Source organism: Veillonella absiana, from assembly GCF_032970865.1.
Taxonomy (GTDB): domain Bacteria; phylum Bacillota; class Negativicutes; order Veillonellales; family Veillonellaceae; genus Veillonella; species Veillonella absiana.
The window spans coordinates 18133-42188 of the sequence record NZ_JAWJZB010000011.1 but is presented as its reverse complement, the minus strand read 5'-3'; the positions used below and the strand labels follow the sequence as shown (position 1 = coordinate 42188).

Genomic DNA, 24056 nt, shown 5'->3' with positions numbered 1-24056 from the left:
GAGCCTCCTTATTTTGGTTCAAACTCTGTTTTTAATACATATCCGTAGGCCCTTTTTATCCCCCGATCATCAGTAGAGATATATACACCTTGAATTTCTGGTGCAAATCCAGGCAATTGGTTAATGCCCTCCTCTAGGGCCAAGAAATAATCCCGTGCTGTTTCAGACCACCGTTCACCTGGTTGCACACATAATACACCTGGCGGATATGGCAAGGACCCTTCAAGGGCGATACGCCCTACCGCTTCAGAAATTGGCACTAGTTCACCTTCGCTACGAACAAACCGGTAATTGGCCTCTTGCGGGGTCATTACAAATTCTGGTAAATATTCATTGAGGAATAAACGTTTTTGTAATTCGCTCACATTTCTCTCTTTGTAAAAGTCATGCATCTCCTGACATAGACGTTTAATATGGTATCCCTTATATTTTTCTTCATAAGCATAGAAGATACTTGGCAACACCTCTTCCATCGGTGCATTCCGGTCGATGAGCGCCTCAAAAGCCTCTAGTTGTTGAACTAGATGTTCCATTTTCGCATGAGATTCTGCTGGTGTCATTAGGAATAAAATCGTATTTAAATCGCATTTTTCAGGAATGATACGGTTTTCCCGTAAATAATTGGCCAAGATATTCGCATGAATACCAAAACTTTCATACGCCCCAGTTTCGAGATTAATACCCGGTGTGGTGAGCTGGAATTTACAAGGATCAATAAAATATTGACCTTTACCATAGCCTTCAAAGGAATGCCATTTAGCATTCGGTTCAAATTCAAAATAGGCCACATCATTCACCATCTCACTGGTGTTGCCTTCTTGCCATGGTTTGCCATGCACCACTGGTGGAATGAGTGGTTTTAGATAATGGCAACGGTCTAGCACAGATTTGCGAGCGTCAATACCAATTTCTACACACTCCTTCCATAACTCAAGACCCGCCGGTCCTTCATGGATTTTTGCATTCACATCGAGGGATGCAAATAATGGGTAGAACGGAGATGTGGATGCATGCATCATGAACGCATTGTTAACACGTTTATGTGGTACGTAGCGTTCCTGCCCTTTGATATGTCCATCCTTTTTATGAATTTGAGATGTCTGAGAGAATCCAGCTAATTGCTTATGCACAGATTGTGTCACAAATAAACCTGGGGCATTGGGCCCTAGTTCTAACAATAGAGGACTACAGTCTTTCATCATAGGGATGAATTGTTCATACCCCACCCAGGCAGAGTCAAACAAAATATAATCACAAAGGTGACCGATTTTGTCAACCACCTGACGAGCATTATAAATAGTACCATCATAAGTACCTAATTGAATCACTGCTAAGCGTATGGGACGCGGGGATTGTGCTTTCACAGAATCCTTGGCGGCCACAAGATTACGAATATAGGCCTCATCAAAACAATGTTCTAAAATCCCACCGATGGAACCAAAAGGATTACGCGCCGTTTCCAAATACACTGGCGTCGCCCCAGCCTGTACCAACGCACCATGGGAAATAGATTTGTGATTGTTACGATCGTACAACACGATATCCCCAGGCGCAAGCACCGCATTGAGGACCACCTTATTAGACGCAGATGTGCCATTCAACACAAAATACGTTTTGTCTGCATTAAATACACGCGCCGCATGCTCTTGTGCATCAAAGGCCGGGCCCTCATGAATCAAGAGGTCCCCTAATTTTACGTCCGCATTACATAAATCACTGCGGAACACATTGTCACCATAAAAATCGTACATCGCACGACCCGCAGGATGTTTGGCAAAGAACTGACCGCCTTGATGTCCAGGACAATCGAACTGGGCATTATCCGCCTCAACGTACTCGGAAAGAGCACGGAAAAATGGCGGTAATACCTGGGATTCATAAATATCACAGGCTCTAATAATTTCTTGGCGTACGGCATCTACACCTATACTAGTATTTGTCGTTACGGTATCCTCATCAACGATAATAACTGGAATTTGTAAGGATACGACCATTGGATTCTTTAAAATACGCTGTCCAATGGGAGACTCCACATCGGCCTTTGTCATAACAATGACGCCAACAGTAGCAAAATCCACATTGGGTAAGGTAATAATTTCACGATGTTCAAATGAGCCAATAATAACTTTGGCTGCACTGGAACAAGCAATTCTTAAATGGGTCATGGGGGCTCCTATATTACATCTACATACTTCTTCAAGTATGTTTTTAAATCATCATCACATACATATAAATATGTGCCTTTAATACCACGTGTCATTAATACATAGTATATATTCTTTATATATTGCGTGAGTTCTTCTGGTGTGGCAGATTTCTTACCATTTACATCAAAATACTTGTTTTTATCGGCATAGATACATTTCTTTTCCACATCATACTTTATATCTGGCCCAAGAATGACAAACCCATAGTTCAGATCATAGCCTTGGATACAGTGAATACTGCCTATCTCATTAATAGAACTTTCACTATTTACCCAATCTGTAGGTGTCGTATTCCATTGGCGCCCAATTCCATCAATAATGATATCTACTTGTTGCTTGTCTTTTTTGCTAATCCATTTCCAGGCAAATCCAGCAAGCATCCTAGCAAGACCGGTATCTCTCTCCTTAATATTTAATAATTCATTAAATGTGCTATACGCCTCAACGAGTTTGAATTCATAATTCTGTACTTCTTTTTTATGAGTTGCTTTACCATCTAAAATCTCTTTGATATACGTTAAGTACGTATCACCAGCGCGAACACGCATCTGAGTTTTCAATTCAAACCGTTGTAGTGGCCTATGGCATCGGGATTCTAAGGTTTCATAGAAGTTACTTTCACCAAGACCTGATGGGCCTATAGTTTGATCTGCATCAAAAAATAATACTGGTGTATCAACAGTAGCCAACACCCAATCTAATTCAGTCGCATTCTCATCAAGATGCAATACCTCATTATTGTTCTTATGCGCCTTATAATTCACAATATTTTTTCGTTGTCGCAAGCGATGAGCCTCATCAACAAACACAATATCATAATGATTTTTAACCAGTTCAGACGGGCCAATCACATCGCTGGGACTCAAATTGTATATCCCCTTAAACAATTTCTTCAAGGTAGTACGTAATGATACCTGAGGAATAACTAATGCCATTTTTGTAGTCATATCATGCTTTTCTACACAACGATCTCGCAATAGCTTAAACATGTATATAGCAATAATCGTCTTACCCGAACCAGGCATCCCATTGATAACGATGGGTTCTTTCGTCTGTGCCTCAATAGCTGACAAAATGGCATTCGCCGCCAATTCCTGATATGCATTAAGGGATTTATATGGAGAGTATTTATAAAAATCAGAATTACGAATCTCATTCATCGTTTTAGACACGATTTTGTCATCTAACAATCGTGTCCACAATGCATAAAACCCTTGATCATAGTACTCTTTGTTATAGTAATCCTTATCTTGTAACCCACTATTACCATTTGTTAGGGCATAGGTACCTTCAGCAGAGAACAGCTGTATCAGTTTAGATTCATAATCAAATGTCACCGACTGATTAAACTCTTTGGAATAAATAAAATTCACCATCGTAAACATTTGCTTATCTTCACTTTTACGGTGTTCTTCCATTCGTCGTAATCCGCCTGTCGTTTGACCAATATACGCAAAGGGCTTGTGAGCACGTTTCTTAGCTATTTTCTTTTTTGATGCATCTACGCACTGTGCTTGTCTTAATATGTATAAAATAGGCCAATTACTCCAATACTTATTTGATTTTTCAGATGTCGGATCAATTCTCTCTAAAAAATTTAGTTGATCAACATTATATTCATAGGATATTTTTTCTGGTGAAAGCAACTCTTCATCCAGCTTTGTACCAACTATAAATTTCATATAATCCCCCATGTATCTTATGTACTTTATGTATCTAATTCATTGTACTTTAAATTCGACCCCTTTGTTTTCTCCATAGGGTATCGAAGTTCATTATATGCCATTTTATCCTCTAAGCACTTCGCCAAATCAAAACCATTCATTTGTGCAAATCTAAGGAGAAAAAAAAATATATCCGCCAATTCGCCACTCATTTCAGCACGCTTATGGTCATCATGCATCATGGTTTCCATTTGTTCTGTTGTTTTGAATCTAAACAAATCTACTGTATCCATATATAGCCTCATATAATTCTTATTGTTATACCTATTCTTTCATTATACAAGACAATCCTTAATTCTTCTATTTCAATTAACAATTCTTGCTATATAGCTATTACATGCGGCAAACAAAAAAAGAGCCACCTGCCCCCATCGCCTCGTATCACAACGAAGACTCTGGGGTAATGCAAGTGACTCTTAAATTATGGCAAAGGTGCTTTTAGTACCTAATGGCTATCGCCTCTTCCCGAAGCAAGTAAGGTCAATAATTACGTGTAAAACAAATGACGTTGAGCCTATTCACACTCTAGGATCAAGCTTAATATTCCGCTACTATATATTCTCGATAGTTAGTACTATATATTGTGTTTGCTATTTTCTTTTTGCACTATATTTTGTATTTTTATTCTGTATATTCCATCATTTCCATGATTTTTTTAAGAATTTTGCTGACAAAATGACGACATTACTCAAACATCTCTAAATTTGATTCATCTTCTATATCTGATTCAATAAGTCCATGTTTTGCTAAATAGCTTTCCCTTTCATACATTACCATTTCCATATAATCTGATTGATCTTCCCATTTAGCAAACGATGATATATCTTTTTGAACCATATCTGGTATTTCTTTAAATAACTTATTCGCATTGAATGCTTTAACTGCATCTGAAAACAAAGTTATTGTATCTTGGCAATATCCTGTGACATACTTAATAATTTTCTTCTTATAATTCTTTTCGATCGAATCAATATATGCAATATACCCTCTTATTTGCTCATTTTTTGTATAATCACCTGTTATAATTTGATAATGAATCATTGCTCTTACACTTCTTTTTAAATCTTTTGAAGCTTTGAGCATGCCATCATTTATTGTAACTCCTACCACTTTTTTATGTCCTTTAGGTGTTAAAAATTGTGTTTTCTTTTGATTTAGGGTAAATCCTTCATCTTCGACTATCTTTTTTATCATTCCATAAATTTTATGCAATTCATCACGATTATCACAAGAGAATGTTAAGTCATCCGCATAACGAGTATATACAATATCTCTTTTATTACAATATGCTGCAATTCGTACATCCATTTTATAGCATACTAAACTTGCTAAATATGGAGAAGTTACAGCACCTTGTGGTAATTTCCCATCTAATATACATATATTTGTAATTAAATTTGCTGCATACGTATTATATCCTAGTTGTAAAAATTGATTATATACTTTAGCTCTACATATTGACGGATAAAAATCTTTCAAATCCATTTTCAATATATATAAATTGTTTTTATGTCTTTCAGCACATAAAACCAAGGGTGAACCCTTTCCATTTTTTATAAATCCTATACTATATTGCGAAACTCTTACTTTATACAGTATATTTTGCAATATCCATCTTTGCATTATTTTCAATGAAGCACAGGGAGCATTTATTTCTCGTAAATTTCCATCTTTCTTTTTAATTTTAAAAGAAACATATCTACCTTCTGCGTTTTCTTTAGATAAAAAATAAAGTAATTTTTCTGTTAATCGAGTAACTTCTGCTAATGTGGAAATGTCCTGAAACATTGGTAGTCCCAATGATTCTAAAACCATTTTATTATTGTATTCTTTCAAATTATTAGCACCACTTTCTTACCTTAAATATTTTGTGTCAAAACCATGGGGGTATTTCACTGTCGTGGAATAGCACCATGGTTTTGACCAACTCTGGTTATGTTAATTTACTCAGGAAGACGAACCATCTCCCATAGACTTCTACATAAATATGTATCTGCAACGTTCTAAGATTATGGCGCTAATAATATTGAGCATTAATAATATCTAGCCTTATTCCATTTAATATATGATCCCTGTTCTCTATTACAACATCTTTCAATAATGCTTTTACATTGTAATAACCTTTTTGTGTCAGTTCGTAATAATTCAACTCATCTTCAACATTTTTAACAAGCATCCCTTCTTTATATAATCGTTTTAGAGCGGCTGTATATATCACTTCGAAACGGCTAGATTCAAATTTCTTATCATGATAAATTCCTTTTATTGTCTCACTCATTTCTTTAATTTCAATTCGATTATAAAAAAATAACAATAATAGTATAAAATAGAATTGCCCCGATATCAAGTCAATTTCTTTCGTATATTTCCCATATTTTCTTGTATATTTCTTATTTCCATAAAACCAATATTTTGATTTAAGATATGCATTAACCTCTTTTACCATATCATCCATATCATTATTGAAAAAAATAACGTTTCTTTTATTATGAGTAGAAATATATTGAACTGGACCTTGCATAATAAAACTTTTATCATTTTTATATTTCTTCTGAATTAGCACCACCAATTTGTCTAACGTTTTTTTATTGCTAGTAAATGCGCCCAATTCTGTATAAGAGCCTGGACTCTCGCATACAATTATAATTAAATCACTATTTTCAGCTAAAAAGTTTTCCAATGTAAATAAATCATATTTCTTTCTACTTAAAAGTTCCATAAACATATCCTCTGGATAAAATATGGACAACTTTTTATCTTTTTCTAACCTGTTTCTAAGCTGATCTCTGCTAGAAATATATTTTTTACTACTTGCACCACCACATAAAAATAAGTCAATATTACTATGTTGTATTTGTAAAAATACTTCTTCATATATTCGTTTAACAATTAATTCTTCCATAGTTTTCCTCTAAAAATAAGTTTTATTGTCGTGTTTATACTATTTAAGCTTCTTGTGCTAATATTTCTATACTAGTCCAAGCTCAAGTCCTCTATTTTCATGCTTTTTAGATGTTTATTAAACTACTCAACATATTTTTAGTCCAAGATTAGTCCAACGATTATTTCTCAACTAAATACCATCTTGCAGCATGTCCAGTTCCTTCTACATCAGCCATACCTTCACGCTTCATAGCCTGCAAGATATTAGATACTTTTTTGGACTGCTGTTTATCATCCAATATTGCAGGTAGGGCTCCTACTAGAACTTGTTTAAGTTCTGTCACGCTTGCTTTATCCATCGTTTCCAGTGCATTAGTAATAATCTGCTTATACACATCTATACTTAATCCTTTATTTCTAACATACTCTGTCTTCTGTCCTACCATATCTGCAATTTTAAATGAAACATATATATTAGGATATCTACCCTCTACAAGTCCAAGCTTCTTTATCTCGTTATAGCTTTCCTTCGAGATTGTTTCATGTTTCTGGATTTTATCAAGTAATAATACAGTCTGTAAATCCAAATCTCCATTTGATTTTAATAACTGAGTATAGTTCTTATCTAAAATCTTTCCATACAATGTAACCATTACCCTACTTGGATTCTCTAGGTCATACGTAGGTAACGGGAAACATTTTTCCCTTTGAATCTGATACATCATTGGTATTCCCATTGCATTTGTATCAATCATATACAGATTTACCATCGCCCTGCATAGAAAAGTATTTCTATAATATGGTGGTTTATATCCCTCTTCTAGCGCTTGTTCCACAGTTTCAGGAATGAAATTTCCTTCATTAATAAAAACAAGCCTATCTTCAAATTCCTCTACATTGATTTTACCGCGTAGCTGATAATTTGAATGTGCAATACAGTTATTTAGTATTTCTTTTACAACATCCTGGTCATATTGATATGTTTCATCTGGGAAAAGAGTTTGCTGTCCTGCAATATAGCGGTATTTCTCATTACGGATCTTTGCATATGTTTTATCCACTGCTAAAAGTAAGGGCATATCGAAATGTTCATATGCTTTCGCTGTTCCACTTCCGCTATATAAAGTCCATGTAATCCTTGGAATAAATCCATCAAATAAGTACGAGGATTCCTCTTTTCCTAATAAAATTAAAGCAGCATTCGTTACTTTTCCTTTTATTAAAAGACCCGCCTTGTTAAGGATCTCAATATCACTCATTTTCTCAAGCATTTCTGTAGATTTTCGTGATGATTTTTGTTTTTTTATAAACAGTTCTCTTGCATAAGCAACAGCCTCTTCATCTAAATCAGATAAATCAGCATTTTCAATTATTTCCTTCGACCAATCAACACCTATTTGACTACGAATCAAATCCATCTTATCCATTGGTAACGGACACGTATTTTCATCTTCCCGTGCATATGCAGCTCCATTCCAGGTTGCAGGAATTCCTCTAGTTGCTGGTGGAATCTGAAATGCTACAATCCTATGATTATCTATTTTCAAGTCATAGATTTCCATAAAAGTCGCTCTTTCGTTTGTACCTCCAACTATTTCCTTTTTTAAGTTTTGCAAGTTTCCATCCTGACGATAAGCTGTCCCGAGTATATTTTTTTTATTATCAACACCAAAGATTAACCATGCTTCCTTCTTTCCTCTAATATTGGCTTCATTTCCTAATGCCGAAAAATATTTTCCGATATCTTTAAAGGAATAGCTTGTGCGCGCTTCCTTAAACTCAACTACCTCATCTTCGAATGTAATAATCATTTGTTTAATTTTTTCAATAAGTTGTTCATCCGTATATATCATCTATATTCCTTTCCACTAGACTAATCTTGAGCTAAATCTTGGACTAATCTTGAGCTAAATCTTGGACTAATCTTGAGCTATTTTAGACTTTTCTTGGACTAAAATTTTTACTCCAACGACATCTTTTTCAATACTTCATTCCCTTTATCGGTTACCACATATCTGCCCTTTGTATGAAGCATCCTAACATATCCTTGTTCAACCAATTCTTTTATCATCTGATTTGCTTTGAATTTTCCACAAGGTACTAAATCTGCAATCTCTTGCTGATTTAATGGGCAAATATTATTCCCATCAATCTCCAATTGATTTTCTCTAAGAATCATTAATACTTTTGCCTTTTCATTTACAAATCCTAATATTTCATTCATTTTTGTTGTTCCTCATTTTTTAACTATTAGATTATTATAGTTCGATTTTAAAACCATTCTACCACATTACAAATTATTTCTCCACAATAAAATAATTTGTAATTTATTTTACCAAAGTTCCAAACTATCTTCTGCATCTACCCACATCTGCATCTCTCCATCCAAGGCTAGCCTTGCATATTCCAACGGTTCATCAATTGCCAATGCATTTAACGCACATTGGGAACCAGGTGTTGTCCTGGTTCCCTCTTCTGCTTTATTGTACTCAATTCTAAGTAAAATATTATCAAATGTCGTTATATCTATACTGTTACAATTTGAATTATAACGTGCGTAAATAAGTCTCATATCATCAATCCCTTCCATCATCCTGTAATTTAATCTTACTGGTGCATTGACCATTTCATGAACCAATAGACTGCTACGAAAACAATAATTGTAAATACCACTGCTAATATCACATGAAATAGTTTCTCCATAAAATCATAAAATTTTCTTTTTCTGTTGTATTGTCTCCACTTCGACTTTGGTTTCAAATCATCCAAAATCTGCTTCCACAGAGGACGATTTTTTAATCTAGCGACTTCGCCCTCTAGTTCTCGTATACGTCTGCTCATCCAGTTTCCGTTCTTCTTCTCGCTTTCCAGCCTCTTGCTGACATACTCCAAGTCTTTCCTTGAGAGATATTCTTTCTCCATCAAAATTTTCTTTTCCTTCTCCAAATTCTGATTTAAAGTCTGTTGCTCCTTTAATTTTTCCTTGAATAATTTCCTGTCCTCTGCCTGAGTCTTTAGCAAATCGTCCCTCTCCGCTGTCATTGTTTGAAGTGCCTGTAGTGCTTCCTGCAATAGCTGCTTTAACTTCTCTATAGTATTCTTCGAGTTCTCTATCTGTTGTTCCCATTGCTTCCTCAAACTGGGATTCTCCACTATTGGCTCTTTTTCTTCTAGCGGCATGCTCTCTGATTTCTGCCTGTCTTTCAAATTCATTCAATAATCCCTCCTTTGATACATCCATCTGAAAGGTCTTGGAAATATTGGAATCACGCACTTTTTTCCCATATTCGTTCTCAAACGTAATATTCTTTCTACTATCCGTCCAGGTGGTGCGCCACCCTCTTATTGCCATTCCTTTCACAAATTCCTCTTTGCTACAACTTTGTTCTCTCGTTTCCATAACTGCCAAGGCACATTCTGCAACATGACTTTTCTTTTGGTCATTCAGCAGGAGATGATATTTATCCTTGCTCCAAGCTCTAACATGACCTTCTTCCAAATCATTTCCATGAAAATCTTTCCCCTTCTGTGCTACTGTCAATCCACGTTCTACACACATCTGATTAGTCATTTCTTTCATCCGCTCCAAATCTTTTTTGGAATTATGCAGCTTATGACCATCCTCATAGCTCACTGTATTGGTGACCAGATGTAGGTGCACATGATCCCGATCCTTATGCACCCCAATCAATGTCTGAAATCCATCAAACCATTTCTCTACAAATTCTTTTCCAAATGCAAATGCCTGCTGTAACGTAAGATTTTCCTCTTTATGCCAAGAGATAATATTGTGGGCATACATTCTTCCTGAATCCTTACCCCACAATTTCTTTTCTTCTAAAAAGGATTGATAGACTGAATCATACGTAATTTCATCAGCTGAAAATGGTCCAGTTACATATACGAGTCCCCGATTTGTTTTGTCCTCACGAAGCACATATTCGATACAATTTCTCATTGCCCCATGTGATTTTGTTGACTTATTAATCGTCTTATTGATTGCCACATTTCTTCACACTCCTTCTTAAAATAGTTGTTTTGATCTGCAATGTCTTCCAATTTGTCTATTGTTGCCAGCACTCCAGTTCCATTTGCAATATGCGCCATCTGATTTACATTAGTTGCCATTCCTCTAATCTGGCGAAGCAGATCATCAAAATTCTTGTTTATATTCTTAAGTACATCAATTTCTTCTCTTGGAGCAATCACTACTCCAGCAAGAGCATTGATGATAAATGACCGCTGTGTCTGTCCTGAAGCTATCACTTTTTCCTGTAGTCGTTCGTACTCTTCTTGATTCATTCGAAACTTGACTTGGTATTCTCTTTTTCGCACTTTGTATTACACTCCTTTCGTGGTTTTTGTCTTTTGGGGTGCAGGGGCGGGCTCATCATTATAGTTTCAAGAATAGTGTACAATTCTCATTTATTATATAATTCTCATTTATATAACTTTCAAGTTATGCAAACGAAAAAGCCAGCGACTAAGCACTGGCTTCTGTAAAGAGCTGGTATTCCTGTTTTAAAACTATCAGTTTGCTATATAATACATCCCATTACCATAAATTTGAATTTCTTTGTAATCGTTGTATTAATTCCTTTATGATATGTGGATTATTGACAAGCTGTATCTCCTCGGTCAAACGACGGAGAAAATTAATGTGATGCTTTCTTGCAGTCCTTAATTTTTTCTCAACTATATTTGAAGAATGTAGTATCAAAATAGGTTCTTCCTGTTCATCCCTACATAAGTGACAAGATGATTTAGAAATGCTAGACAACTCATACTCGGTGTTGGAAATAGCCATATTGATATATCCATAAGCTGAGTCTTTGCCAATAGGATTACGACATTTAAGTAAGGCAAAGACAATGTTAGGTCCTAAAATCAAGGGTTCCGATGCAGTACGTTTTTCCCCATAACAATTACGTACATTTTTTAGTCCCAACCCTTTACGCTCTGCCATATCTCTTAAAATATTACGCACGGTTCTTGTAACGACACACCGCTCACCATTGTCATAAATAATCAATGTACTATCGCCGCTATCATACACTGGTATCATCGCCCAAATTTGGTTAATTCGATCATATACTTGCTCAAAGTCATTCGCTACTGCGCTTTTCGGTTCACATGCTGTCCCCTTCATTATATCAGTTACCTCCTGTTCTTACAGTGTGACAACTTGCTAGCGAGTAATATACACTCACGACACTTTTTCACGAATTTAGCACACACAGGTCTACCAGTCTTCTATGACTCCATTCTATAAAACTAGTTAATCTCTGTAAAGTTAATAAATATACTAACTCTATATTTATTTAATGCAGTTACATATCAACAAAGTTTCTGATTTCAATCATCTAACAAAGTAGATGCTAGCTATATCATTTATCCCATATAGCAATAAAAGAAGAGATGCATTATAGCACCTCTTCTTTTATTATCATATTAATTTCTATGGGCCCTAAACAGTAAAAGTATACAAAATCAGTTAGATATACTAATCAAGATACCTATTAACGGCCTAATTGACCACCCACAACTAAACGTTGGATTTCATTTGTTCCTTCATAGATTTGCATGATTTTCGCATCGCGCAATAATTTTTCTACTGGGAAATCACGAGAATAACCATAGCCTCCAAGCACCTGAATAGCGTCTAAAGCACACTCTACGGCGATGTCCGCAGCATAGCATTTAGCAATCGCCGCTTCACGAGAGAAGTTTTTACCAGTGTAGTATACGTTAAGTGCATTAATAACACCAGCACGAGCCATTTCTGTTTTAATATCCATATCAGCTAATTTAAAATTCAATGCTTGATGTTGGAAAATTGGTTTGCCAAATGTTACACGTTGTTTTGCATAGGCAACGGCTTCATCAAGAGCGCGTTGTGCAATACCAACAGCCATAGCACCTACCATTGGGCGTGCCAAATCGAGTGTTTGCATAGCATAGATAAAGCCACGACCTTCTTTACCTAGCAAATGGCTAGCAGGAATGCGTACGTTATCAAAACGAACATCCGCTGTATCGGACAAACGAATGCCCATTTTATCTTCTTTTTTACCAATGGATACACCTTCACGGTCGCGTTCCACGATGAAAGCAGAAATACCACGAGTACCTTTGTATTTATCAGTTAAAGCAAATACCACAAAGATTTGTGCAAGGCTAGCATTAGTAATGAAACATTTTGTACCATTCAATACATATTCATCGCCATCTTTCACAGCCACAGTGCTACCATTACCTGCATCAGAACCAGCATCAGGTTCTGTTAGGCAGAATGCTGCAAAACCATTGCCCTTCGCACCTGTCAAGTAATCTGCAAAGTATTGTTTTTGTTCATCTGTACCATTCATCAATACTGGTTTCAATGCCAATCCGCTAGCCGCAATACCTGTAGCAAAACCAGCATCAACTTTAGCTAATTCTTCATATACTGCTGCAACTGCATAGTAGGATTGTTCATTCCCGCCGTAACCATCTGGGATTTCCAATGCTGCAAATCCAAGATCAATAGCTTCTTGATATACGTCCATAGGTAATTTACCTGTACGATCACATTCAGCTACAACAGGTTTTAATTTTTGCTCAGCAAAATCTTTTGCTAGATTTACTAATAATTGTTGCTCTTCTTCTAAGATATAACCCATTTGCAAGTCCTCCAACTACTACTTTAAACTTTGTACATGACTATGTCTGGTACTTATACTAATTATCTTATTATATCATTTTTAAAAGTATCATTCATAGATTTTCTTATTTCCCTTGAAACTCTGCTTTGCGTTTTTCTACGAATGCCTTAACCCCTTCGATAAAATCCTCTGTAGCTGCGCATTCACGTTGTGTAGTCGCCTCTACATCACGAAGGAATGTACTATATTGTTCAAAAGCAGCACCATAAATTTGCTTTTTAATATTTTTATATGCCACTAATGGACCCGCAGCGATTTTACTAGCTAGTTTGTTTGTTTCCTCCTCTAGTGCCTCTATTGGTACGACTCTAGTGATAAGGCCCCAGTTCTTAGCATCCTCTGCACCAATTGGTGTACCTGTAGCACAATATTCAAAGGCCCGTTTTTCACCTAACTGTTTAACTAATAAATAGGTAGATCCTGTATCTGGAGCTAATCCTAAATTTACAAAGGCCATGATAATTTTTGTATTTTCCGTAGCGATAACAAAATCAGCAGATAAAGCTAATGATACACCAGCACCAGCTGCCGCCCCACTTACACTAGAAATCACAATTTTATCTAGTGTTTTAATCTTTTGAGCAATAATACCCACCTTTTCAATGAGACTATCCATATTTACGGATTCCCCGGATGTAGCTAGTTTATAGAAATAACCTACATCACCACCAGCAGAAAAGGCTTTTTCTCCACCTTTTAACACGATTACCTTCACTGCCGGATCTTCATTAGCCGCATCAAAGGCCCAAATAAGCTCATCTGCCATACTTTCATCAACAGCATTTAAATTTTTAGGATAATTCATCGTGATGGTAGCCGCCCCATCCTTTACTTCATAGATTAATTTTTGTAAATCCATAGGAAACCTCCGCCCTGTAGACTCGAAATATAATTACTACTATTCTCGTTCTATATTCGCTATGAATACTTAAAACTCCTGCCAATTTATGTATATATACCATACCAATTTCTATAAATCTGTAGACATACATACCTTTTCCTCTAACGATCTCGTTCTACTATTTGCCTCAACATTCCCATTGCCTTATCGTGATAATACTTGATATTCTGCCGAGAGCATCCCTCTTCTCGTGCCATATCAGCCATCGTTTTCCCCTTTCCATATAGGTCACAAATAATTCGTCTCTCCTTATTATTCATATTAGCCAACGCCTCCATACACCGATTCAGTTGTTCGTCCTCAACAATACGACTCACTACCTCATCGGCCACATCCTCATCACTAGGAAAATCATCTATGGACTCATCATCCTCACTCTCTTTGTGGTAACTAGTCAATAAACTAGCCTCGTGCTCCCAATTGCGTTTTAATTTCTTGTAGTAATTCCAATGACCAAATTTAATACGACTCTTTACAAACCCCGCAAAAGGAATACCTCCAGATGAATCATACTCTTGAATAGCCTCTAATAATACCATCCACAAGTGCGCTTCCACGTCTTCACGCATGGTGAGCGTATGCGATATGTTAGCATACTTGTGAATCAGTGGCGTATATCGGCGGCATAATTCTGATTTTGCTAATTCTCTGTTGCGATGCCACACTCTTTTTTCATAAGGTGTCAAAGCCCCTACACATACGGCCCGACCATGTAGCATAATCATTTCCTTATCTAGATGCAAAGCAAACTCTTGTTGGCAATACTCCACCAACTCTCCATCACTTAACGAACCTAATACTAATGTATCAAAGCATTCTTTTTCTAAATAGTCCTTGTCTAAACGTACCTTGTCTTGCATAGTTTCTCCTTTGGGAGAAATGCATTTCTCAATGTATTAGCGCTGACTACACTGTAAAAGGAATTTAAATATTTGACAAATCAGTAGATTGATCATTTTAGATGCGTTATTGCCGCACTTTTTACTGTTTTAGCACAGAAAAAGCGTGCAAATCCGCAGAATTTTGAAATGGCCCCCTAATGTTGTATCCCCACAAACTATTTCATCCAATAACTACCCGAATCTAGGCGAATAATTCAAGCCTGATTACAGCGACATTTGTTCACTCTCACAGGATTTACATTGCATTATGCACTACAAACTATATTGTATTTATCTAATCTATAGAATAATTATTCACTATTTCATCTATAAAGAACTTGAGTTAATGTATCGTGCTGAGTGTACATTGTGATTAGTAAAAAGGAGGATTATTATGCCTACCAAGAAAAATCTGACTTGGCAAGCTCTCACATTAATGGCGTTCACCGCCGTATGGGGATTTGGTAACGTTGTAAATGGTTACGCCAATCAAGGTCTACACATCGTTGTATCTTGGATACTCATGTTTAGGGTATCGCTTAACTATGATTATCGTAGGTCTATTAATCAGCATCCCAGCCTTTGGTATTGGTGACATACCAATTCACCAAAAACCGTACTATCGGATTTGGCTTTGGTGCCTGGTGTTTCTTCTTCACGGCCTTTGCCTGTGTAATGGGTATCTTCCCTCTTGATGTAGAAGTATTCTCTTCTGGCTGGAATTTCCAATTTGCCATGAATATTTTGACACCACTCATTCTTATCGGCTCAGGACTCTTATTACCGTGTTTAGCGAATAAGGATAAATAAATTATCGGTAACGATACAGACTCAAACTCGAGCTATTATTATAGAAATACCCATAATAAAATCCCAAATGATGAAAGCCCCGTTCGCAGGCATTACGCCAACGAACGGGGCTTTCATCATTTGGGATTTTATTTTGTCATTTTTTAAGATTTTATTTTGTCATTTGAGAATTTATTTTATTATGTAAGGGATTACTTTATCACTAGAGGTGTTCTAAATCTAACTAGGTACAGAACTTAACTATAAATGTTATTTATGTTTATATCCACATTTTGGACATACACCATTTTCATCTAAAGCAATACCACATAATGGGCAACGCGCCTTAGTACCTGTTGGTGTATATTCTTCGCTAGCTTTATTTACACCACTAGAGAATGTAATCTTAGAGATATTAAGTTTATCTTTCAAAAGATCATATACAATTTTAATCATAGCTTCTACAGTCATAGTTTCCTTAGTCACAACAAGGCGACACTCTGGATATGCTGTAGCTAGTTCAGTTTTAAATGCAGGACCAGTCATAATATTAGATGGATGACCATTACGGATGCCTTGCTTTTCATAAACATCAAGAATAGCTGGCAACAATGGATCATCTTCACGAAGAACTAAGGCTTGGTACCATAACGTCTAATTTGTTAATGAATTATTCTCTCATTATAGATAACAAAAACTAACAAATAATAATTATCTTCTTATAGTGTAACAAGAATTATTATTTTTGGCAAGATATCTTAATCATATATACAAAATAGAAAAATCCAGATACAAAGGTACCTGGATTTTAATTGTATCAGTTTAATTACTGATTCTATTCTTTCTAATGATTAATATGGTATTAGTTTTATTCTTTCACTACTACAATGCGAGCCTTTTCAACGAGCATCTCTGGTGTCATCAATCCAATCGCATCATGTAAATATCTACCGAAGGACCCTATCCACTCTCCATGTTGTAATTTTGAATATGCTATTTCACCAGCCACACTCATCGTTGTAATGCCAGCTATTGCTGCGGTCATTGGACTAACAACACTTGCAAAAGCGCCTACAATAGCCGTGGTCATACACCCCGTTCCGGTGAGCATAGGCAACAGATCTACACCATTATGTAATTCCACAACTATAGTCCCATCTGTAATGATATCTACCGCACCGGTAACTGCGACTACAGAATTATATTTCTTCGCGATGGTAGTGGCCGCTTGTGTTATAGGGAGACTTTCATCTGTCGCATCTACGCCACCAGCGGTATAGGAGATTTCATAAAGAGCCATAATTTCAGAAGCATTACCACGAATAATAGCAACCTCAAGTTGAGAGGGTAAATGTGTCGCCACACGACGACGCAACAGTGTAGCCCCAGCACCTACAGGATCAATCACAATGGGGATCTGTAATGTATTAGCTTGTTTACCGGCTAACAGCATAGACGTTGCTGTCCCCTCCTCAATCGTTCCAATGTTTAACACTAAAGACTGACTAAGAGTTGTAATCTCCTGTACCTCACCTGGATGAGATGCCATAATAGGGGATCCACCAATAGCTAATAAAACATTAGCACATTCGTGAGCTGTCACATAATTTGTAATATTATGAACAATTGGTTTTTTCCTTCTTAAGGCTGCCAAGGCCTCTCCAATTGCAGTAGTATAGTTTGTCATATGTACCTCATTAATTGCAAAATACAACTTACGTTCAAAGTACTCATTCAACTCGAACTCGTGCTCTATTCTAAAAAATAAAAGATGATCCATGTCCATTATACAGCAAAACGGCGACGTATGATAACTCACAATATCATACGTCGCCATTTCGCTCGTCATACTCTTCATCTGTAAATCGTTTATACTCAACACTTCGCCTTATCTACGCACTAGAAAAGGCTTGGACTCACACCTCTAAGCATATGTCGAGCTCTCACCCTCAAACATATTTTAAATGTTAGTATAAACACTCCAGCTTAAAAAGCATGATTAATACTTGTAGTTTAAAAAGTACTGTCATAGCTCTTCACATATTGACCTCCACCCTCGAGATCAAACTATACCAAGTTCATATACTTTTTATACTCAAAGTATACCATTTGTGTTTACTATTGTAAAGACTTTTCCACCTTTTTATTCTAAATAATTGTATATTTAATTTTTTCAACATAATAAATAAAAAATAATCCACTTTAACATATAAGATTATATTTCTATCCACCTCTACCCCAACTAATTTTATCGATATAGTATATATCGGATTTATTAGAACTTTATTTTGCTAAATTGAAATAATTACTTGACTATTGATTATCAAAATAATCTCTATTCAAAATATTATTTTATATTTTATTTACCTTGACTAGTATATTTATACATCTACTCTGTATGGTATTTCAATATATAAACATACTATCATTTCCCTATAGTAACCAATATAGTATACGATTACATCCTCTATAATAATCCACAAAAGTTCAGTACAGCTATTATATTTGAATAAAAAAACCTTTCTTGCTCATTAGAACAAGAAAGGCTCTTTGTAATGTATATCTATTATTTTGCTGCTTCTGCTGCCGCTTTTGCTGCATCAGCTGCTTTTTTCAAGTTTGGTACAGATGTAGGACATGTAACAGGTGTACAAGCACCATTAGGTCCTAAATCTGCTACGCGGCTTACAAAGTGATGGGAATGAAGCATTTTATGAGCTTTATCACTCAATGGTTTACCATCAAAGAACTCATTGTACAATGCTTGAATTTGTGGATTATCACAAGCTGTTTTTACTTTCACTTCGCTATCACGAGTATACAAGGATGCAATACGTGCTTCACGAGCTTTATCAGCTTGAGGTAATTTAACGCGTGGTTGACCACCACCACCGATACAGCCACCACGACATGCCATTACTTCGATGAAGTCATAATGGATGTTTTCAGCACGCATATGATCGATGAATTTACGCAAGTTGCCAGTACCATGTACAGCCGCTACGTGCAATGTTTTATCGCCGATTACAACGTCAGCTTCACGAGCGCCTTCCATGCCACGAATTTCTTGAAATGGAATCAATGTATTAGGAGCATCCTCATTTGTTACCATTTCATAAGCAGCACGCATAGCAGATTCCATAACACCACCAGTGTTACCGAAGATGATACCGCCACCAGATGCTTCGCCCATCAATGGATCAAATGTGGAGTCTTCTAATTCATCAAAGCTAATTTCTTCTGCACGAATCCATTTAGCCAATTCACGAGTTGTAATACAGTAATCTGTATCGCGCATATCTGGTTTGTTCCAGTATTCAGCAGATGCATTCATTTCTTCACGACGAATTTCAAATTTCTTAGCCGTACATGGAGTTACACATACAGCCACGATTTGTTTCGCATCGATACCCATTTTTTCTGCAAAGTATGTTTTTTGCGTTGGTGCTTGCATTGCAATTGGGCTCTTAGCTGTAGACAAGTTTGGCAAAAACTCAGGATAGAATGTTTCTGCAAACTTAACCCATGCTGGGCAGCAACTAGTGAACTGTGGCAATGTACCATCGCCATGCAATACACGTTCAATTAATTCGGATGCTTCTTCCATGATAGTCATGTCAGCACCGAAGTTTGTATCTAATACATAGTCCCCTCCTAATTTGCGAAGGGCAGATACCATTTTGCCTTCTACGAAAGTACCCGCTTCCATGCCGAATTCTTCACCTAAACCAACGCGTACGGCTGGTGCAGTTTGGAATACAACAATTTTGTTTGGATCAGCAATAGCTGCTTTTACTTCGTCGATTTCAGAACGTTCGTTAATGGAATCGAATGGACAAATGGATGCACATTGACCACAATGAATACAGATTGGCACATCCCCATTTGTAGTCAAATCATAGTAGTCAAATACGCCCATATCTACCGCACAGGCTTTACGGCAAAGGGAACAGTTTTTACATTTAGATAAATCTTGCACTAATGCAATATTGCCGTCTTCAATTGGAACACGACGATCTAAAAATTGGTACTTCCTCATAGGTCCTCCTACTTAGGTAACGTAGTTATCGTTATACTTTGAGAATTATATCATAGTTAAAGTCGCTCTTCAAGAGACATCCATCGCTCTGTAAGCTCATCAGCCCGCTGTTGTGCGGAATTTCTCTCAACCATCAATTCTTGCATTTTTTGAAAGTCTGTTGCACATTGTGCAATCATCACATCTAGGCCTTTTATGAGGTGTTCTAGCTTTGGTAATTCCTCTAAAATAGCTTCATATTCTTGCTCTTCAAATTTATTAAGGGGTTTCTTATCCTCTGAACCCTCCGTAGATGTTTTCTCAGGCTCATTTATATGTTCAACCAACTTATTGTCACCTTTGTAAAAGCCCCGACTACTTGAGCTATTGCTTTTATGACCACTACCTTGGCTTTCACCATTGATAGAATCTTTATAATCAGAGTAAGATCCATGCACGATTTCGATATCACCATCACCTTGGAATACAAAGAGTTTATCCACTACACGGTCCAAGAAATAACGATCATGACAGACCGTAACGATAACACCACCAAATCCATCAAGGAATTCCTCTAGCACTTCTAGCGTGGGAATATCTAAATCATTTGTAGGTTCATCCAAAAGCAGTACATTGGGGGCACTCATCAAGAGCTTCAATAGATACAAACGTCGACGTTCCCCACCAGATAATTTTCGGATAGGAACCCCATGCAGCTCTGGGGTAAAGAGGAATCGCTCTAAGATTTGGCCTGCACTTAAGGTACTACCATCGCCAAGTACCATGTACGCATGGTCCTCACGAATGTAATCTAATACGCGCATGTCCTCATCAAAGTGGGGTAATTCTTGCTTAAAATGGGCTATACGGACCGTTTCACCGCGACCTGTTGTACCACTAGCTGGGGTAAGTGTACCGTCTAGAAGCTTCATAAACGTAGATTTACCAACACCATTTGGTCCTACGATACCAATGCGATCATGACGCACCACGTGATACGTAAAATCACGAACCATAGGGCGACCATCAAAGTCAAAGCTCAAATGGTCAATGTCAAAGATAGTTTTGCCGAGACGAGTTTTCAAAGCTATCGGATCCATCGTATCTACACGTCGTGTAGTTTCCATGGCTTTGAGGTTTTCAAACCGTTGTAAACGAGCCTTTTGTTTTGTGCTACGAGCCTGGGCGCCACGACGTACCCATTCGATTTCACGCTTTAGAAATTGGCGCCGTTTTTCCTCGGTCGCTGCTTGACGAGCCTCTCGGTCCGCCTTAAGTTCCAAAAATTTCCCGTAATTACCATCATATTGATACATATGGCGATTAGATAATTCCAAAATACCATCACACACCGTATCTAAGAAATAACGGTCATGCGTACTGATTAACAAACCACCTTGCCGATTTGCTAAGTATGTTTCCAACCACTCAATACTATCCTCATCCAAATGGTTCGTCGGTTCATCCAATAGGAGCAAATCACAAGGATATAATAATGCTTGGCCCAAGGCCAAGCGGCGACGTTGACCACCAGATAAATATTGTACCTCTTGATTCACATCAGGGAATCCCAATTTATTGAGGATAATGCGAGCCTGTTGCTCCACTTGCCAACCTTCCTCTCGATCCATCCGTTCCAGGAGGTCCATGTATTGGCGAGTAATTTTTGTTGTGTTGGCACTTGAAGTCTCAACTGTTGATGCACTCGCACTATTAGCTGTTACGGAATCATCGACTGTTGCGGAGCTTTCACCAGAACCTACAGTACCATCAGTACTTGACTCAGACAGAGCATTATAGGCGCGACTGGCCCGTTCAAAATCGCGTACCAATTGGAGTTGCGGATGAGACCCCTCTAGGATAGTTTCCAAAAGTGTGGCATTATCGTCAAAATCAGGCATTTGTGCCATGTAATACACACTAGCCTTGCCATTACGGTCGATAGTGCCCTTATCGGCCTCCATTTGGCCCGCCAAAATTTTAAGGAACGTGGATTTCCCAGTCCCATTGATACCTACGAGACCTAGGCGATGTTCATTGGTAAATGTAATATTTACATCCCGGAACAAGAGGCGCGTACCATAGGATTTTTCTATATTTTGTAAACTAACTACATTCATTGTAGGACTCCTATATCTTGACAGTGTGGACCCACGTCAGTAGAATAAAATTAAAGTAATTCATTAAGTAATGTTCATGTTTTAGGAGGCACTCATGGGACCCGACACGGTTGAATCATTGTATGAAAAAATGGACTTTGGTATTTTAGATTTTGACAACACGGATGTATTGTACACCGATTTATTGGATGATGGATCATATGCAACGATCACAGATAACGATGGTCATATGCCAGAAACATTGGAAACAGAAATTGTATTTTCTGTATACGACGACAACGATTCATTCCAATGGAGTGTAACCCTAGAGGATTCCCTCTACTTTCAGGAACTGTACAGCGCTGCTGAAAGCACCGAAGCTCTGCTCGCTACATTGCAAGATATTCGCCAAGAACATATCGAACTCTACGATTCATTATAATTAATGTGCTAGTTTCTAGATATGGATTACCTATTCTATTAGAAATATCGCACACATAATTACATTTGAAAGGCACCGCCCATAGGCGATGCCTTTTTTTATTGTCATATTCTATTATATGTTACTATAAGGGCGAAACCAATAGTATATTTGCTCAATAGTTTGGCACATAATCAAATACTCTTATTTTTCACTGGCCAACTCTAAATTCGACATATAGTCACCAGTATATTTAGGAAGGTCCTTTTTATCCAACATGGCGATGATATCACCTACGATATTCGCAGCCCCATCTACATGCCAGGCACGACATTGAATAGACATGTGTTGTAATCGATGTGGATTAATTAATAATGCAGTGACTACATCCTCCAAATTATGGATATCTCGTGTCCAACGAGCACAGCCACGACGTTCTAAGAGTTCTGCATTAGCATCTTCTTGTCCAGGGATAGCATTAAAGAATACCATAGGTATTCCCATAGTAACAGCCTCCATACAAGTTAAGGCGCCTGGTTTAGTCACAAGCAAAGTAGCATCTCGCATCAATTCAGACACATTGCTCACATAACCGTACACGGTTGTCTTTGTTTTCATATTGCGGCTCAAGCTAAGCAATGATTCATAGAGTGAAGTATTTTGGCCCGCTAGTACAACGAGTTCATCTATGGATTCAATATCATCTAATCGTTTAAGGGCTGACTCTAAGGACCCCATTCCAAGGCCACCACCCATGACTAAAACTTTCACAGGAGCGCCCATACGATAATCTGTAATGGCATCATCAAAGAAAGCGCGACGCACGGGAATCCCTGATACGTGAATCCGTGATTCCTCGATGCCACAGGAGGTCATCTCCTGCACCATTCCCTCAGTGGCCACAAAATAAGTATCCACCTGTTGGTACATCCAGAATTGGTGGCTACTGAAATCCGTTAAAATTGCCATGATAGGTACATTAATCTGCCCTTGGCGTTTTAAAATACACGCAGCACCACACGGAAACGGATGCGTAAACACCAACACATCTGGTTTAATTTTGTTAATCAATTTGGACATACGGTTCTTCAATACCCAAGACAATGCCGTTTGCAACAATCCACCGCGATGCTCCCCTTTGGACAATTTATAAATCAAATCATACAGCATAGGAAATACGTCGATCATCTTGATGTATGTATCCTTCAAGATATTATCGATGGATAATGTATCGGTATCCAAAAAATCCACATGCGTAATCTCTGCATCTGGCTCTTGTTGCACCCAATATTCTTCTATGGCTCTAGCGGCCTGCATGTGTCCGGTCCCGATAGACGCGGAGACAATGAGTACCTTTCTTGGTGTTTCTGAACTCATACTATGCCCCTTTCTCTACGCAATTATACCATATATTAGGGCTATTAGAGAA

The 24056-nt window shown here is 37.3% G+C and carries 21 protein-coding genes; 2 read left to right on the top strand and 19 right to left on the bottom strand.

The annotated features are described in order from the left end of the window. Window positions 1-8: 8 nt before the first annotated feature. From speC to RVY80_RS09335, 14 genes are all read right to left on the bottom strand, one after another. A complete protein-coding gene (gene speC / locus RVY80_RS09400) occupies window positions 9-2165 on the bottom strand; it encodes an ornithine decarboxylase (RefSeq protein ID WP_295189335.1) in 2157 nt (718 codons plus the stop codon). Window positions 2166-2173: 8 nt separating this feature from the next. Then, window positions 2174-3889 (bottom strand): DNA/RNA helicase domain-containing protein, encoded by a 1716-nt coding sequence (locus RVY80_RS09395; RefSeq protein WP_317330398.1) that lies wholly within the window; start codon window positions 3887-3889, stop codon window positions 2174-2176. A gap of 26 nt (window positions 3890-3915) precedes the next feature. Further along, window positions 3916-4164: a MazG-like family protein gene (locus tag RVY80_RS09390; RefSeq protein WP_317330397.1), complete on the bottom strand. Its 249-nt coding sequence runs from the start codon at window positions 4162-4164 to the stop codon at window positions 3916-3918. 451 nt (window positions 4165-4615) lie between these two features. After that, window positions 4616-5767, bottom strand: a complete 1152-nt coding sequence (locus tag RVY80_RS09385; RefSeq protein ID WP_295189344.1) for a retron St85 family RNA-directed DNA polymerase — start codon at window positions 5765-5767, stop codon at window positions 4616-4618. Between the two features lie 181 nt (window positions 5768-5948). Then, a complete protein-coding gene (locus RVY80_RS09380; RefSeq protein ID WP_317330396.1) occupies window positions 5949-6833 on the bottom strand; it encodes a retron St85 family effector protein in 885 nt (294 codons plus the stop codon). Window positions 6834-6993: 160 nt separating this feature from the next. Continuing rightward, window positions 6994-8667 carry an RNA-binding domain-containing protein gene (locus RVY80_RS09375; protein ID WP_295190681.1) on the bottom strand — a complete coding sequence of 558 codons (1674 nt, stop codon included), beginning with the start codon at window positions 8665-8667 and terminating at the stop codon, window positions 6994-6996. A 107-nt stretch (window positions 8668-8774) separates the two neighbouring features. Then, window positions 8775-9038: a helix-turn-helix domain-containing protein gene (locus RVY80_RS09370; RefSeq protein ID WP_295190683.1), complete on the bottom strand. Its 264-nt coding sequence runs from the start codon at window positions 9036-9038 to the stop codon at window positions 8775-8777. 108 nt (window positions 9039-9146) lie between these two features. Continuing rightward, window positions 9147-9404: a DUF6061 family protein gene (locus RVY80_RS09365; RefSeq protein WP_459350137.1), complete on the bottom strand. Its 258-nt coding sequence runs from the start codon at window positions 9402-9404 to the stop codon at window positions 9147-9149. 210 nt (window positions 9405-9614) lie between these two features. Next, entirely contained in the window at window positions 9615-10820 is a 1206-nt protein-coding gene (locus tag RVY80_RS09360) for a relaxase/mobilization nuclease domain-containing protein (protein WP_317330395.1), read from the bottom strand. Next, on the bottom strand, window positions 10769-11149 hold the full coding sequence (locus RVY80_RS09355; RefSeq protein ID WP_411040806.1) for a plasmid mobilization protein: 381 nt from the start codon (window positions 11147-11149) through the stop codon (window positions 10769-10771). Before RVY80_RS09355 ends, RVY80_RS09360 begins: the two co-directional genes overlap by 52 nt. Window positions 11150-11369: 220 nt before the next feature. Further along, complete coding sequence (locus RVY80_RS09350) at window positions 11370-11963, bottom strand: hypothetical protein (protein ID WP_317330393.1); 594 nt, start codon at window positions 11961-11963, stop codon at window positions 11370-11372. A gap of 370 nt (window positions 11964-12333) precedes the next feature. Beyond that, on the bottom strand, window positions 12334-13476 hold the full coding sequence (locus tag RVY80_RS09345; RefSeq protein ID WP_317330392.1) for an acyl-CoA dehydrogenase family protein: 1143 nt from the start codon (window positions 13474-13476) through the stop codon (window positions 12334-12336). 106 nt (window positions 13477-13582) lie between these two features. Beyond that, window positions 13583-14377 carry an enoyl-CoA hydratase/isomerase family protein gene (locus RVY80_RS09340; RefSeq protein WP_317330391.1) on the bottom strand — a complete coding sequence of 265 codons (795 nt, stop codon included), beginning with the start codon at window positions 14375-14377 and terminating at the stop codon, window positions 13583-13585. Window positions 14378-14520: 143 nt separating this feature from the next. Then, window positions 14521-15279, bottom strand: a complete 759-nt coding sequence (locus RVY80_RS09335; protein WP_317330390.1) for a sigma-70 family RNA polymerase sigma factor — start codon at window positions 15277-15279, stop codon at window positions 14521-14523. A gap of 612 nt (window positions 15280-15891) precedes the next feature. Between RVY80_RS09335 and RVY80_RS09330 the strand changes: the two genes are divergently transcribed. Then, window positions 15892-16110 carry a hypothetical protein gene (locus RVY80_RS09330; protein WP_317330389.1) on the top strand — a complete coding sequence of 73 codons (219 nt, stop codon included), beginning with the start codon at window positions 15892-15894 and terminating at the stop codon, window positions 16108-16110. A 249-nt stretch (window positions 16111-16359) separates the two neighbouring features. Here the strand turns inward: RVY80_RS09330 and RVY80_RS09325 are convergent, their stop codons facing one another. The 4 genes from RVY80_RS09325 to RVY80_RS09310 form a co-directional block, all read right to left on the bottom strand. Beyond that, entirely contained in the window at window positions 16360-16698 is a 339-nt protein-coding gene (locus tag RVY80_RS09325) for a hypothetical protein (protein ID WP_317330388.1), read from the bottom strand. Window positions 16699-16957: 259 nt separating this feature from the next. Next, window positions 16958-17776 (bottom strand): hydroxyethylthiazole kinase, encoded by an 819-nt coding sequence (gene thiM, locus RVY80_RS09320; protein ID WP_317330387.1) that lies wholly within the window; start codon window positions 17774-17776, stop codon window positions 16958-16960. Between the two features lie 879 nt (window positions 17777-18655). Further along, entirely contained in the window at window positions 18656-20128 is a 1473-nt protein-coding gene (locus RVY80_RS09315) for a [FeFe] hydrogenase, group A (protein ID WP_295190704.1), read from the bottom strand. A gap of 56 nt (window positions 20129-20184) precedes the next feature. Next, window positions 20185-22227 carry an ABC-F family ATP-binding cassette domain-containing protein gene (locus RVY80_RS09310; RefSeq protein WP_317330384.1) on the bottom strand — a complete coding sequence of 681 codons (2043 nt, stop codon included), beginning with the start codon at window positions 22225-22227 and terminating at the stop codon, window positions 20185-20187. Between the two features lie 94 nt (window positions 22228-22321). Between RVY80_RS09310 and RVY80_RS09305 the strand changes: the two genes are divergently transcribed. Beyond that, window positions 22322-22648: a hypothetical protein gene (locus tag RVY80_RS09305; protein ID WP_317330383.1), complete on the top strand. Its 327-nt coding sequence runs from the start codon at window positions 22322-22324 to the stop codon at window positions 22646-22648. Window positions 22649-22831: 183 nt separating this feature from the next. Here RVY80_RS09305 and RVY80_RS09300 read toward each other — a convergent pair whose 3' ends face one another. After that, window positions 22832-24004 carry an MGDG synthase family glycosyltransferase gene (locus RVY80_RS09300; RefSeq protein WP_317330382.1) on the bottom strand — a complete coding sequence of 391 codons (1173 nt, stop codon included), beginning with the start codon at window positions 24002-24004 and terminating at the stop codon, window positions 22832-22834. Between the last annotated feature and the right edge of the window lie 52 nt (window positions 24005-24056).